Origin of the sequence: Streptomyces sp. NPDC049687, from assembly GCF_044465285.1 — a bacterium.
In the GTDB taxonomy this organism is placed as follows: Bacteria; Actinomycetota; Actinomycetes; order Streptomycetales; family Streptomycetaceae; genus Streptomyces.
Genome location: NZ_JBITLN010000003.1, coordinates 919428 through 933486 on the forward strand (window position 1 = coordinate 919428; position 14059 = coordinate 933486).

General features: G+C 71.1%; 11 protein-coding genes, 2 tRNA genes and 1 riboswitch. Of the genes, 8 read left to right on the forward strand and 5 right to left on the reverse strand.

What is annotated here, in order from left to right; genetic code table 11:
• Positions 1-280, reverse strand: a 280-nt coding sequence (locus ACIBVL_RS14250) for a hypothetical protein (protein ID WP_399097100.1), incomplete at its 3' end; no start/stop codon positions are given.
• 304 nt (positions 281-584) lie between these two features.
• On the opposite strand from ACIBVL_RS14250, the gene ACIBVL_RS14255 reads away from it, so the two are divergent.
• The 4 genes from ACIBVL_RS14255 (at position 585) to ACIBVL_RS14270 (ending at position 6231) form a co-directional block, all read left to right on the forward strand.
• The gene (locus ACIBVL_RS14255; RefSeq protein WP_399097103.1) at positions 585-3671 is read left to right on the forward strand and encodes an FG-GAP repeat domain-containing protein; all 3087 of its coding nucleotides are present in this window, start codon (positions 585-587) and stop codon (positions 3669-3671) included.
• Between the two features lie 61 nt (positions 3672-3732).
• Entirely contained in the window at positions 3733-5265 is a 1533-nt protein-coding gene (locus ACIBVL_RS14260; protein ID WP_399097106.1) for an amino acid permease, read from the forward strand.
• A 136-nt stretch (positions 5266-5401) separates the two neighbouring features.
• A tRNA-Lys gene (locus ACIBVL_RS14265) sits at positions 5402-5474 on the forward strand.
• 301 nt (positions 5475-5775) lie between these two features.
• The gene (locus tag ACIBVL_RS14270) at positions 5776-6231 is read left to right on the forward strand and encodes a hypothetical protein (protein ID WP_399097109.1); all 456 of its coding nucleotides are present in this window, start codon (positions 5776-5778) and stop codon (positions 6229-6231) included.
• A gap of 361 nt (positions 6232-6592) precedes the next feature.
• Here ACIBVL_RS14270 and ribA read toward each other — a convergent pair whose 3' ends face one another.
• Positions 6593-7234, reverse strand: a complete 642-nt coding sequence (gene ribA, locus ACIBVL_RS14275) for a GTP cyclohydrolase II (protein ID WP_399097112.1) — start codon at positions 7232-7234, stop codon at positions 6593-6595.
• Positions 7235-7350: 116 nt separating this feature from the next.
• Positions 7351-7869, reverse strand: coding sequence for a MarR family winged helix-turn-helix transcriptional regulator (locus tag ACIBVL_RS14280; protein ID WP_399097115.1), 519 nt, complete (start codon positions 7867-7869; stop codon positions 7351-7353).
• A gap of 69 nt (positions 7870-7938) precedes the next feature.
• Here ACIBVL_RS14280 and ACIBVL_RS14285 point away from each other — a divergent pair, with 69 nt between their 5' ends.
• The 4 genes from ACIBVL_RS14285 (at position 7939) to ACIBVL_RS14300 (ending at position 11660) form a co-directional block, all read left to right on the forward strand.
• The gene (locus ACIBVL_RS14285; RefSeq protein ID WP_399097118.1) at positions 7939-9069 is read left to right on the forward strand and encodes a dihydrofolate reductase family protein; all 1131 of its coding nucleotides are present in this window, start codon (positions 7939-7941) and stop codon (positions 9067-9069) included.
• A 47-nt stretch (positions 9070-9116) separates the two neighbouring features.
• A tRNA-Met gene (locus tag ACIBVL_RS14290) sits at positions 9117-9190 on the forward strand.
• Positions 9191-9423: 233 nt separating this feature from the next.
• Positions 9424-9591: riboswitch (cyclic di-AMP (ydaO/yuaA leader) on the forward strand.
• A gap of 7 nt (positions 9592-9598) precedes the next feature.
• Complete coding sequence (locus ACIBVL_RS14295; RefSeq protein WP_399097121.1) at positions 9599-10630, forward strand: M23 family metallopeptidase; 1032 nt, start codon at positions 9599-9601, stop codon at positions 10628-10630.
• A gap of 85 nt (positions 10631-10715) precedes the next feature.
• Positions 10716-11660, forward strand: a complete 945-nt coding sequence (locus tag ACIBVL_RS14300) for an aldo/keto reductase (RefSeq protein ID WP_399097124.1) — start codon at positions 10716-10718, stop codon at positions 11658-11660.
• Positions 11661-11671: 11 nt separating this feature from the next.
• Here ACIBVL_RS14300 and ACIBVL_RS14305 read toward each other — a convergent pair whose 3' ends face one another.
• Complete coding sequence (locus ACIBVL_RS14305) at positions 11672-13090, reverse strand: PrsW family intramembrane metalloprotease (RefSeq protein ID WP_399097127.1); 1419 nt, start codon at positions 13088-13090, stop codon at positions 11672-11674.
• 64 nt (positions 13091-13154) lie between these two features.
• Positions 13155-13997: a tRNA (guanosine(46)-N7)-methyltransferase TrmB gene (gene trmB / locus ACIBVL_RS14310; RefSeq protein ID WP_399097130.1), complete on the reverse strand. Its 843-nt coding sequence runs from the start codon at positions 13995-13997 to the stop codon at positions 13155-13157.
• Positions 13998-14059: the final 62 nt, after the last annotated feature.

Consider the following 14059-nt stretch of genomic DNA (forward strand, 5'->3'; position numbering starts at 1 on the left):
CCGTGACGACCGCGGTGGGCGTTCCTTCGAGCGTCGGGACGACCGGGGCGGTTTCCGTCGGGACGACCGCGACAACCGTGACAACCGCGAGCGTGGCGGCTTCAACCGCGACCGCGACAACCGCGGGTTCGAGCGCCGCGACGACCGCGGTGGCTTCCGCCGGGACGACCGTGCCGGTCACCGTGGCAGCGACCGACCGTTCAACCGCGACCGCCGTGACGACCGCCCGGGCTTCCGCTCCGCCGGTCACGACCGCCCCAACGGCCGTCGTGACGACCACCGCGGCACCGGCTCCTTCGGCCGCCGCGACGACAAGCCGCGCTGGAAGCGCAACGGCTGACGGCGACCGCCGCGCTGAGTGAACGCCGTGGGCCCCACCGATGAACCGGTGGGGCCCACGGCGTTTTCCGTGGCGCCCCGTTGACGGAAAAGGCTTACTCCCCACCTGTGGAAGCGCTGTAGGATCAGCCGACTTATGAGACGGGTGTGAAGGGCCGGGGGGCCGTGGACGCCGGGTCGGCGTCCCGCCCGTCTCCGTTCCCCGGGGAGGGACCCTCTTGGCCCGTATGGCCCGTATGGCCCGTATGGCTCATCATGCCCACGCCCGCCTGCGTCTGGTCGCCGCCTCCGCCGTCCTGGCGGCCGGGCTGAGCCCACTGCTGCCGTCGCCGGCGATGGCGGACACTCCGCAGGAGACGGTGGTTCCGGCGACGCTGCGCGCCACGTACACCTCGGGCTCGGTCTACGGAGGTTCGTCCTACGACGGTCACGACGGCGCCGGTGCCCTGGGCGTGTTCCACAGCCTGGAAGGTTCCGGGCTGGTCTGGACGCGGTACGCGGACGGCACGTCCGTGAAGGTGGTGCACCCGGAGGGCTACTCCAGCTATGCGACGGCCGGCGGTGACGTCCTCGCGTACCGCTACGCCGACGGCCGCGTCGACCTGTGGAACGCCGCCGACGGCACCACCCGCACGATCCGGACGCCCGACGGGCTGACGCTGCTCACCGCCTACCGCGATCTGGCGGTCGCCTACCGGTCGGTGAGGGACGACAGCGGCACGGTCGTCGACCGGGAGATGCATCTGCTGTTCCCGCAGGACGACGGCAGTACCCGTGATGTGCCGGTCACCGGCGTGCCCGAGGGGTACGTCCTCGGCCAGCCCAAGGGCGGCGACGCCGACGGGCTGCTGTTCCTCGCCGGAAAGGCGAACGGACCGTACGTGTCGGTCATGGTCGACCGGCGGACGGGTGAGGTGCGGAGCTGGACCCAGCCGCGCTCCAAGGTCTACCTGAGGGCGCAGGTCACCGCCGAGCACGTGGTCCTCTTCAACCTCGACGACCCCACCGTGCAGGTGTTCTCCCGTTCCGACCTGTCCGCGGCCCCGGTCGAGGTCACCCTGGACGGCGGCGGCGCGAACCCCGCGCAGGACCTCGCGGTGGTCGGCGACTGGCTGGTGACGCGCCCCGGTACCGCGGTGATCGCCAAGCCGGTCGCGGGCGGCCCGTCCACGACCCTGCTGCCCGCGTCGAACCCCCACGTCTCCGCCGCGTTGGACGGCGGCGCCCTCGCCGTGGGCCGCACCGCCGCCGCGCAGGACGACTGGGGCGTCCAGCGCATCCAGCCGGGCCCGGACGGCAGTCCCGTCGTCACGCAGGTCAAGGCGCTGCCCAAGCCGCCGTACGAGATCCAGGGGCTCTCCCTGGACCAGGGCAGGCTCGTGGTCGCCGATCCCAGTCGTGCCGGTGTCCGTGACACCTACGGGCGGACCGTCGCCGCGACCGGGACGCCGACGTTCGGGGCCCGTTCGTCGTTCGACGGCACCGACACGCTGGTGGGCTCGTGCCCGGTGACGGACGTCGGCTGCTCCCAGCTGTTCGGCACGGCCGACGGGCGGACCGCCTGGCTGGAGCGCGAGTCGGGGCAGTACGACCGGCTCAGGGTCAACGGGCCGGGCCAGTACGACTTCTGGGAGCGCTCCGTGCCCGCCGGTGGGCGGATCACCGACGTCTCCGGTGCCTATCTGATCTACACCACGGCCGCCCAGCAGTACGTCTACAAGCTCGACGACGCCGCCGCCCCGGCCGTCACCCGCACCCCCGGCCCGGCCGCCCTCTCGGGCGACGTCCTGTGGACCGCGGGCGCGACGCCCGGCACGGTCACCGCGTACGACCTGACGGCGAGGAAGACCGTCGAGACCCTCACCACCGACGCCGGCTGCTCGCCCACCGAACTCCAGGCGCTGGGCCGCTGGCTGTACTGGAACTGCGGCGACACGGCCGGGGTGTACGACCGCATGGCGAAGAAGTCCGTCCCCGTCCCGGCCGACGAGGCCGAACTCGGTGACGGGTACGTGGTCACGCACGACAAGCGGGCCGGGAAGCTGAGGCTCACGACGGTCGCCGACGGCACGGCGGCGAGCCGGGTGATCGGTGACCTGCCGGACACCGGGGTCTCGCAGCGGGGCGTGCGCTGGACGGTCGACGAGTCCGGCGCGAACGCGGCGTACGTGGACGGCGAGGAGCAGGTGCACCTGGTGCCGTCCGGGGTGGCCCAGCAGCCGTTGCACGCGCTGGGCCCGGTGTGGAAGGCGGGGACGGTCGACACGGGCCTGACGGATCCGGCCTTCTACCCCCTCACCACCGTGCTGCTGTCGAAGCCGGCCGCGAGCCGGCAGCTCACGGTCCGCGACAAGGCGACCAGCAAGGTCGTGGACACCGAGGACGGCGGCCCCGCGCGCGGTGAGCTGAGGGTCGGGTGGGACGGCGTCAACGGCACGAAGATCCTCCCCAACGGCTCGTACACCTGGACCCTGTCGGTCACGCCGGCGGACGGCGTGGGCGCTGCTCTGACGACCCAGGGGACGGTGCAGCTGGCGCACGGCAGCGCGGTGCACCACGACTACGTGGGCGGCGCGGGCCTGCCGGACGGCATCGGCGACCTGCTCACCCTCAACTCCTCCGGCGCGCTGACCTACCAGCGCGGCACGGGCAAGGGCACGTTCACCACGGACGGCAGTGGCAGGGGCTGGGCCACGACGATCAAGGCGGTGCCGGTCGGCGACCTGAGCGGCGACCGCTGCAACGACGTCCTCGTCAGGCTGAGCAGCGGCGCGTTGCGTCTGTACAAGCCGGGCTGCAACGCGCTCCTGACGCCGTCGACGTCGTACACCACCCTCGCCACCACCGGCTGGAACCAGTACGACGTCCTCACCGCCCCCGGCGACGTCACCAAGGACGGCCGCCCCGACCTGATCGCCCGCAATTCCTCCACGGGCGCGGTGTACCTCTACAAGGGCACCAACACCGGCAAGCTGTCGGCGCGCGTGAAGCTGTACGACAACTGGAAGACGTACAAGAAGGTCGTGGGCGCCGGGGACCTCAACGGCGACGGCATCGGCGACCTGGTCGCGCAGGACAAGGCGAACAACCTGTACCGGTACTACGGCAAGGGCAACGGCACCTTCTCCGCACGGGCGAAGATCTTCGCCGGCTGGGGCTCCTCGTACAACGCGGTCGTCGGCGTCGGCGACATCACCGGTGACGGGAAGACGGACCTGGTCGCGCGGGACACCGCCGGCGTCATGTACCGCCTGCCCGGCAACGGCAAGGGGTCCTTCGGGAGCCGGGTGAAGATCTCCAGCGGCTGGCAGGGCTACAAGGGGATCTTCTAGCCGCGACTTTCAGCCAAGTTGTGACGTGTGTCACGCCCTCGGCGCGGGCATTGCTGGGGGCATGACAGATGACGCCATAAGGAGCGGGCACCCGGACCTTTCGGACGAGGAACGGCTGGCCCAGCTCGGTTACACGCAGGTTCTCGCCCGCCGCATGTCGGCGTTCTCCAACTACGCGGTCTCCTTCACGATCATCTCGGTGCTGTCCGGCTGCCTGACCCTCTACCTCTTCGGGATGAACACCGGCGGCCCGGCGGTGATCACCTGGGGCTGGGTGGCCGTAGGCCTGATGACCCTCTTCGTGGGCCTGTCGATGGCCGAGATCTGTTCGGCCTACCCCACGTCCGCTGGCCTGTACTTCTGGGCCCACCGGCTCGCACCGCCCCGTTCGGCCGCCGCCTGGGCGTGGTTCACGGGCTGGTTCAACGTGCTGGGCCAGGTGGCGGTGACCGCGGGCATCGACTTCGGCGCGGCCTCGTTCCTGGGCGCCTACCTGAACCTGCAGTTCGACTTCGAGGTGACCCCCGGCCGTACGGTCCTCCTCTTCGCCGTGATCCTCCTTCTGCACGGCCTGCTGAACACCTTCGGCGTCCGGATCGTCGCGCTGCTGAACAGCGTGAGCGTGTGGTGGCACGTGCTGGGCGTGGCGGTGATCGTCGGCGCCCTGGCCTTCGTCCCGGACCACCACCAGTCGGCGTCCTTCGTCTTCGGCGAGTTCGTCAACAACACCGGCTGGGGCAGCGGGGTGTACGTGGTGCTGCTGGGCCTGCTGATGGCCCAGTACACCTTCACGGGCTATGACGCCTCCGCCCATATGACGGAGGAGACCCACGACGCGTCGACGGCGGGCCCGAAGGGCATCGTGCAGTCCATCTGGACCTCCTGGATCGCCGGTTTCGTGCTCCTGCTCGGCTTCACCTTCGCCATCCAGTCCTACGACGGTGCTCTCGCCTCCCCGACCGGCGCACCGCCCGCCCAGATCCTCCTGGACGCCCTCGGCGCGACCGCGGGCAAGCTCCTGCTGCTGGTGGTGATCGGTGCCCAGCTCTTCTGCGGGATGGCGTCGGTGACGGCCAACAGCCGCATGATCTACGCCTTTTCCAGAGACGGCGCCCTGCCGTTCTCCCACGTCTGGCACACCGTCAGCCCCCGCACCCGGACCCCGGTCGCCGCGGTCTGGCTGGCGACGGGCGGCGCGCTGGTCCTCGGCCTGCCCTATCTGATCAACGTCACGGCCTACGCGGCGGTGACCTCCATCGCCGTGATCGGCCTCTACATCGCCTACGTCATCCCGACGCTGCTGCGGGTCCGCAAGGGCGCGGCCTTCGAACGCGGGCCGTGGCACCTGGGCCGCTGGTCGGGGGTGATCGGTGTGGTGTCGGTGGCGTGGGTCGCGGTGATCACGGTGCTGTTCATGCTGCCCCAGGTCTCCCCGGTCACCTGGGAGACCTTCAACTACGCCCCGGCCGCGGTCCTCGCGGTGCTCGGCTTCGCGGGGGTGTGGTGGCTGGCCTCGGCACGCAAGTGGTTCCTGAACCCCGACCACGAACGGACCGTCGCCCGGGAGGCGGCACGGGCGGGCAAGACCCCGTAACCGGCGGATGGGACTTCGAACCGGCGCGGCGGATGACCGATCTTCACCCCTGTGCGCCTCGCGACGCGGCCGTGTCTTCGATACCCGATCGGAGACACGGCCGGGTCCGGCTATGCTCGGGGAGACAACATCGCCAGGGCCGTTAGCTCAATTGGCAGAGCAGTGGACTTTTAATCCATTGGTTGTGGGTTCGAGTCCCACACGGCCTACGGACGATGGTCGGGGGATATGGCCTCCGGCCTGCTGTGCAGCGCCCGGGTCGGCTTCGGTGCCGACCCGGGCCGCCGGGTGTCCGGGACGCCTTGCTGGGCCTGCCGCCCGGGCGTGAGAGCCGGCGGGTCACCCCGCGGACCGGCCGACTGCTCGCACATGGCGATGCCGAAGGGGCCGCGCGACGCACATCAGAAATGGCCGAAACGGGATCCTGTGGCCGTGTTCCCTCGGGTAACACTGGTCACGCAGGTTGCTTGAGACTTGCACATTCCCCCGACGGTTGGATTGGAAGAAGGCATGCGTCTCACGAACCCCCACGGCCGCACTCGTCGCGTCGCCCGTTCCGCTTCCTTGGCCGCCCTGCTCGCCCTGAGCGGGGCCACCGCCCTCACCGCGGCGCCCACGGCGTCCGCAGCCCCCACGGCCTCACTCACCGCCGACGTACCGATGGCCGCCAGGGGGGCCGGCAACTCCGTCGTGTATTTCGGCAGTCTCCGGGTCGACGACGGCACGTCCGTCACCTGCCTGAGCGCGAGCGACGCCGACATCTCCGGCGGCAACGGCCGGATCATATTCGCCACCCACTACAAGATCACCACAGGCAAGACCTACGGCATCTCCGCCTGGGAGACCGGCAACTGCGACACGTACATCCCGCAGACGGGTCAGCGGACGCAGTCCCTCGGCGGCGTGACGGTCACCCCCACGGCCGCCGAGGTCTCCAGTGGTGTCTACCAGGTCCGGATCCCCTAGGGCGTGTCCGGCGTGGAATCGGCCTGTGCCTGGCGTCAGGGCTTCCTGACGTCGCTGGAACGGCCGACGGTCTGATCGGATGCGGGGACTCCCTGGGGAACGGGGAGTCCCCGTATTCCGGTTCACGCCTCGCTCTGTCCGCCATCGGCGTTTGCGGCCCTGCCCGACCGTACCGACGAAGGCCAACGGCCGGGTAGCGCGACACGACGCGCGGTCCCTCCAGGCGTTCGGGCTGGAGCGCGGGCTCGCCGAGCGCATCCGACGAGCGCAGGTCGCGCACCGGTCGTGGGTCCGCCGGGCGGGACCGGGGTGACGCATCTCGGCCGGCGCCTCGGCCCCGGCCGGAGCGGGACCCCGGGCCTCAGCCCACGCTCAGCTCCGTCAGCCGGCCCAGCGGCAGCGTGTGCTGGGTCGTCAGGACCTTGGCGCGCAGGTAGCGGACGTTGTGCGGGGTCGTGAAGACGCCGGTCGGAACACGGTCGTTGACGTCGATGCCCAGCCCCCGCAGCTGGTCCGCCTTGTCGGGGTTGTTGGACAGCAGGTCCAGGGTGGTGACGCCCAGGGCGCGCAGCATCTGGGCGGCGGCCGTGTAGTCGCGGGCGTCCTCGGGCAGTCCGAGGGCCGCGTTCGCCTCGTAGGTGTCCAGGCCCTGGTCCTGGAGGGCGTACGCGTCGAGCTTGTTGTAGAGGCCGATGCCGCGACCCTCCTGGCGGAGGTACAGCAGGATGCCGCCGGTTTCCGCTATCCGCTCGACCGCCTCGCGCAGCTGCGGGCCGCAGTCGCAGCGGGCGGAGCCGAAGACGTCGCCCGTGAGGCACTCGGAGTGCAGCCGGACCAGCGGGACGGTGCCGGGGGCCGGTTCGCCGAGGACGACGGCGACGTGCTCCTGTCCGTCTGCCAGGCCGTGGAAGGTGACGACCTCGGCGTCGACGGAGTAGCCGTCGTGGAAGCGCAGCGGTACCCGGACGCGGGCGCGCTGGGTGGCGGCAGGGGTGTCGGGCATGCGGGTCTCCCGGGGCGAGTGGGGCGGTGCGGACATCTGCTTCAGATTTGAAGCAGCGTGTCGAGCGAGACCCTACCCTATGCTTTAAATTTGAAGCAACTGGTTTGTGGCCCGGCTCACGAGGTCCCGGAGCAGGGCGAGGAGCGCCGCCGCCACGGCAGTTCCTCGGGTGCCGCCTCGCCGTCGTCCTGGAACCCCCGCGCCACCTGCGTGAAGATCTCCTCCAGCTGCCGCACCTGCTCGGAGGTGAGCCGGTCGAAGAGAGCGGCGCGGACCGTGTCGACATGGCCCGGAGCCAGGCGCTCCAGGACCGCCATGCCCTCCTCCGTCAGGACGGCGACGCTTCCGCGCTTGTCCCAGCGGCAGTCCTCGCGCCGCAGCAGCCCGTCCTTCTCCAGCCGCGTCACCGCGTACGTCAGCCGGCTGCGGGTGATCTTCAGCGTCGCCGCGAGATCGGTCATCCGCAGCCGTCGCTCCGGTGTCTCGGAGAGGTTCGCCAAGATGGAGTAGTACAGATGGGGCATGCCGGCCTCCTGCTGGAGTTGCCGGTCGATCGCGTCCTCCACGAGGAGGTAGCCGGCGACGTACGCGCGCCAGGCGCGCTGCTCCTCGGGAGTGAGCCAGCGGGTCGTCATGCGCCCAGTGTAGGTTGTTTCAAACTTGAACCAAGAACCCCCGTCGTCATCCCCGAGAGAGCCGCGTCGATGCCGTACCCGTACGTCCTCCTGTCCGCCGCCGTCTCCCTCGACGGCTACCTGGACGACACCACCCCCGAACGTCTGCTCCTCTCCAGCCCCGCCGACTTCGACCGCGTCGACGAGGTACGGGCCTCCGTCGACGCGATCCTCATCGGCGCCGGCACCATCCGTGCCGACAACCCCCGCCTGCTGGTGAACTCCGCCGCCCGCCGCGCCGCCCGCGTCGCGGTCGGACAGCCGCCGTACCCCCTCAAGGTCACCGTCAGCGGCTCCGGCGACCTCGACCCGGCCGCGAACTTCTGGCACACCGGCGGCGACAAGGTCGTCCTCACGACGGAGAAGGGCGCCGAGCGGGCCCGCGCCATCGGCATCGCCGCGGACGTCGTCCCCCTCGGCCCCGAGCTGGACTGGCGTCGGCTCCTCGAACACCTCCACGACGGGTACGGCGTCCGCCGGCTGATGGTCGAGGGCGGCGGCACGATCCACACCCAGCTGCTCCAGCAGGGCCTCGCCGACGAACTCCAGCTCGTCCTCGCCCCCCTCCTCGTCGGCGACCCGGACGCGCCCCGGCTCTTCGGCCCCGGCGCCTACCAGGGCGGACGGCTGCGCCTGACCGAGACCCGGCGGATCGAGGACGTGGTCCTCATGCGCTACGAGCCCACCGCACCCGGCACCGGCCCGCTCCCCGCCGCCGCCGACCGCCGCTGGCTGGCCCTGGCCTGCGAGCTCGCCGCCCTGTGCCCGCCCTCGCGGACCGCCTTCAGTGTCGGCGCGGTGATTGTGGCCGCCGACGGGACGGAACTGGCGCGCGGCCACTCCCGCGAGGCCGGCGACCCGGTCGTCCACGCCGAGGAGGCCGCCCTCGCGAAACTCGACCCCGCCGACCCCCGCCTGGCCGGCGCCACCGTCTACAGCAGCCTGGAGCCCTGCGCCCGCCGCTCCTCCCGTCCCCGCCCCTGCGCCCGCCTCATCCTCGACGCAGGCGTGCGCCGGGTGGTCACCGCCTGGCAGGAGCCGGACACCTTCGTGACGGCCGCCGACGGCAACGGTCTCCTGACCGCCGAGGGTGCCGGCGTGGTGGTCCTCCCGGAGTACGCGGAGCAGGCGCAGGAGCCGAACCGGCACCTGCTCGGATAACCGATGTGCTTTCCGTCCCGCTGATGGCGTACAGTGGTGTTCACCGACGCGGGGTGGAGCAGCTCGGTAGCTCGCTGGGCTCATAACCCAGAGGTCGCAGGTTCAAATCCTGTCCCCGCTACTGAAGGCCGAGAGGCGGAATCCATAAGGGTTCCGCCCCTCGGTTTTTTCTTGTCCGGTGACTGTGCCTCTGCTGTGGACTCGTCCAACTCGCCCGTTTTTCACCGCTCTTGGCGGCGAAAGTCCAGGCCAAAAATGTTGTTGATCAAGCAGAAGAGCTTGGAAAGCCGCCCCCGGGTCTATTAACGTTCGATAACGCAGCGCGGTCGTCCCAGCCGTCACAAGAGTCGGCTCCGTGCGCACGCGCCGAATCCCGCAAGGGAACCGGGGAACCACCACCTTGGGGTGAATCACGCGGAAGCCGCCGTGAACTCGCAGAGTCACGAACGGTTTACGCGCGTAGGAGACCTTCCCGCTCCGAACCCGTCAGCTAACCCGGTAGGCGACGGAAGGAAAGGAGTGCGCCCGCGTGGCGTCCAACCGGCCTGCCCCAGAAGCCCCGTTCGTACCGAGCCGGCACTCCTCCGAGACCTTCGGCTACGGCAGCTACCGCACCGACGAGGGCCCCTGGGAGGAATGGAACCCCACCGAGGAGTCCATTCGTCCGGTCCGGGGCAAGCACCGGGTCGCCAAGCAGCGCGGCGGCGGGTTCGCCCGCAGCTCCACGGTCCTCGGCGTCGGCGTGATCGCCGCCGTCAGCGCGGGCGGCATGGCCAGCGCCAACACCGGCAAGGCCCCGGTCTCCCTCTCCATGCCCGACCTGCCGGGCGTGGGTTCCCTCATCTCCGACGACGACCCCGCCCAGGACACCGCGCCGGCCCTCGTCAGTCTCGGCACCGAGGCCGACTCCGGTGACCAGAGCACGGCCGACGCCGGTGAGGCGCTGCGCAGCCGGATCATGGCGCAGGCCGAGTCGCAGCAGACCCAGGTCGCCTCCAAGGCCCAGGCCCTCGCCGAGGCCGCCGCGGCCAAGGCGGAGGCCGCCGCCGTGGCCAAGGCCGAGGAGGAGGCGGAGGCCAAGGCCGCCGCCGCGAAGGAGAAGGCCGCGCAGGCCGCCAAGGAGAAGGCCGAGGCCGCGCGCCTGGCCGAGCTGGCCAAGCAGTACACGCTGCCGACCTCCTCGTACACCATCACCTCGACCTTCGGTCAGGCCGGCTCCCTCTGGTCCTCCGGCTACCACACCGGCCTGGACTTCGCCGCACCCACCGGCACCCTCATCAAGGCCGTCCACAGCGGCACCATCACCGAGGCGGGCTGGGCCGGCTCCTACGGCTACCGCACCATCCTCACCCTGGACGACGGCACCGAGCTGTGGTTCTGCCACCAGTCGTCGATCAGCGTCAGCGTCGGCCAGAAGGTCGCCACCGGTGATGTGATCGGCCGCGTGGGCGCCACCGGCAACGTGACCGGCGCGCACCTCCACCTCGAGGTCCACCCCGGCGGCAGCGCCACCGGCATCGACCCGATGGCCTGGCTGCGCAGCAAGGGCCTCAATCCCTGAGAGACCCCGTCGGAGCGGTTCCGTTCACAGCTTCTTCGTGCAAGCTCCGGAATGGGCCGCTGCGAGGCCGTTGTTGACGTAGGACATGACTTCTCTGCGCAAGCTCGGCTCCTCCGACCTCGAGGTCTTCCCCCTGTCCCTCGGCGGCAACGTCTTCGGCTGGACCGCCGACGAGACGGCATCCTTCGCCGTCCTCGACGCCTACGCGGCCGCCGGCGGCAACTTCGTCGACACCGCCGACTCCTACTCCTCGTGGGTCGAGGGCAACAGCGGCGGCGAGTCCGAGACCCTCATCGGCAGGTGGCTGAAGAAGAGCGGCAACCGCGACGACGTCGTCATCGCCACCAAGGTCAGCCAGCACCCCGACTTCCCGGGCCTGACCGCCGCCAACATCAAGGCGGCCGCCGACGCCTCACTCCGCCGCCTCGGCACGGACCGCATCGACCTGTACTACACCCACTTCGACAAGCCCGAGGTGCCGGTCGAGGAGATCATCGGCGCCCTCGACGAACTGGTGAGGGCGGGCAAGGTGCGGCACATCGCCGCCTCCAACATCTCGCCCGAACGCCTCCAGGAGTCCCTGCAGTTCTCCGACCGCGAGGGCCTGGCCCGCTACGTCGCCCTCCAGCCGCACTACAACCTGGTCTCCCGCGACACCTACGAGGGCCCCCTCCAGGAGCTCGCCGCCCGCGCCGGGCTCGCCGCGGTCCCCTACTCCGCTCTCGCCTCCGGCTTCCTCACCGGCAAGTACCGGCCCGGTACGACGGTGCGGAGCCCGCGGTCCCCGGGCGCCGCCAAGCACCTCGAATCCGAGCGGGGCCGGCAGGTCCTCACCGCCCTGGACGAGATCGCCCGGGCCCACGACACCGAGGTCGCCACGGTCGCCCTGGCCTGGCTCGCCGCCCAGCCGACGGTGGCCGCGCCGATCGCCTCCGCGCGCACGGTCGACCAGCTGCCGGCCCTGCTGGGGGTGGCGGAGCTGGAGCTGACGGAGGAGGAGACCGGGAGGCTGACGCGGGCCTCGGCCTGAGCCACCCCCGGCTACCCCTGGTAGGGGTTGGCGACGGGATACGACCCCGCGGGATACCCGTAGCCGTAGCCGTACGCCTGCCCCGCCGGGTACGCGTACCCGGGGGCGTGCCCCTGGCCGTGCCCCTGGCCGTGCCCCTGGCCGTACCCGTAGCCCCCGTAGACCGGCCAGGGCCCGGCGGGCACCGCCACCCGTAGCGGCGGAGCCGTCATCCGGGCGGCGTGATCCAGCGCGGGCCGGGCGACGTCCTTGCGCCGCCACAGCTCGTTCAGCAACTCCCGCTCCCGTACGACGAAGTCGGCGCTCGCCCGCCCGCTGCGCCCCCGGTGCCGCAGGAACGCCAGGGAGGTCGCGTAGGCCTCGTACTCGGCCACCGCTCGCGCCGCCGGGCGGCCCAGATGCCGTTTGGCGTACTCACGGGCCAGCCGTCGGGCCCGCATCGAGCCGAGCGCGTACGGCTCGGCCGGGGTGACCCAGCCGGCGGCCGCGTAGGCGGGCAGCTCCTCGCGGACCGTGCGCAGCTCACGCTGCCTGGTCCACACCACCAGCCAGGTCAGCAGCCCGAACGCGGGCACCATGAACGCCGCGTACACCGCGAAGAACCCGAACTCGCCGAAGGTCGAGGAGCCGTTCCACAGGGCGTGCATGCCCATCGCGAGGAGCAGCCCGCACAGCGGGACCAGGACGCGCCGCACGTGCTGGTGGTCGCCGGCGCGCGCGGCGAAACCGAAGCCGAGGCCGGTCAGGACGGTGAACAGGGGGTGCGCGAACGGCGACATGATGACGCGCACGAAGAAGGTCGCGACGGTGACGGAGGCGATGCCGCTGTCCCCGGTGAGCTGGTCGGTGCCGAACGCGGTGCCGAGGTACAGGATGTTCTCGGTGAAGGCGAAGCCGGTGGCGGTGATCCCGGCGATGACCACCCCGTCGACGAGCCCGGTGAAGTCCCGTCTGCGGAAGAGGAAGACGAGGAGGATCGCGGCGGCCTTGGCGGACTCCTCGACGATGGGCGCTATGACGGTCGCCCCGAGGGTGTCCGCGCTGGACGGATCGGCGGTCGCCGTGGCTATCCACTTGGTGGCGAAACTGTTCGCGACGATCGCGATCAGCGCGGCCGCGCAGGCGCCCCAGGCGAAGGCGAAGATCAGGTTCCGCCAGGGCCCCGGCTCCACCCGGTCCAGCCACCGGAAGGCGGCTATCAGCAGGGGTACCGGCAGCACCGCCAGCCCGAGCCCGACCAGGAACCCCTCGGTGCCGGTCTGTTCCCGCACCAGCGCCAGGATCACCAGCCCGGACAGCGCGAGCAGGGTGATGGGCGCCCCGTATCGCACCCATCTCCGCTGCCACCAGTGGGCGTGGCGCAGGGAGCCGTCCTCGGTTGGGCCGCCCGGGTGCGGTGGATACGGCGGATACGGGGGACTGATGGCCACGGCATCGACCCTAACGAGGGAGGGGACTGTGGTGGAAAGGGGTTTCAGCGATCCCTGCGCTGTGTCAGTGATCCCTGTGCTGGACGCGATGCTGTACGCGACGGAAGAGCAGGTCGTTCACCACATGACCCTTCTCCAGGCCCTGGCCCTCGAAACGGGTCAGCGGCCGGAACGCGGGCCGGGGCGCGAACCCGCCGTCGGCCTGCGTGTTCTCGAAGTCGGGGTGTGCGCTGAGCACGTCCAGCATCTGCTCGGCGTACGGCTCCCAGTCGGTCGCGCAGTGCACGACGGCCCCCGGCTTCAGCCGCGTCGCCGCGAGGCTGAGGAACTCCGGCTGGATGAGGCGCCGCTTGTGGTGGCGCTTCTTGGGCCAGGGGTCGGGGAAGTAGACGCGCAGCCCGTCCAGTGAGTCGGGCGACAGCATCTCCCGCAGCAGGATGATCGCGTCACCGTTGGCGACCCGGATGTTGCTCAGCCCCTGCTGTTCCGCGAGGTTGAGCAGATTGCCCTGGCCGGGGGTGTGCACGTCCACGGCGAGGATGTTGGTGTCGCGGTCGGCGGCGGCCATCCGCGCGGTGGCCTCGCCCATCCCGAACCCGATCTCCAGCACCACGGGCCCGGCGTTCCCGAACAGCTCGGCGAGGTCGACGTCATGCCCGTCGATGTCGAGTCCCCACGTCGACCACAGCCGCTGCAGGGCGTCTGCCTGTCCGGCCGTCACCCGGCTGCGCCGGGGCTGGAAGCTTCTGATCCGCCGCTCGAAGTGCGACCCGGCCGGGTCGGCCTTGGGCCCGTCGGGGAATCGAGGCTCCCCCTTGGCCCGGGTACGCCGGACGGACTCGCCCGGGTGGTGCTCGCCGCCGGGAGCCGGACGGGGGATGTCGGGGGTGTTCACGGAATCAGACACAGTGGGGTCGATTTTACTGCCGCTCACCGAGGGCACCGGGCTCACCCGGCCCCACCCGGGGC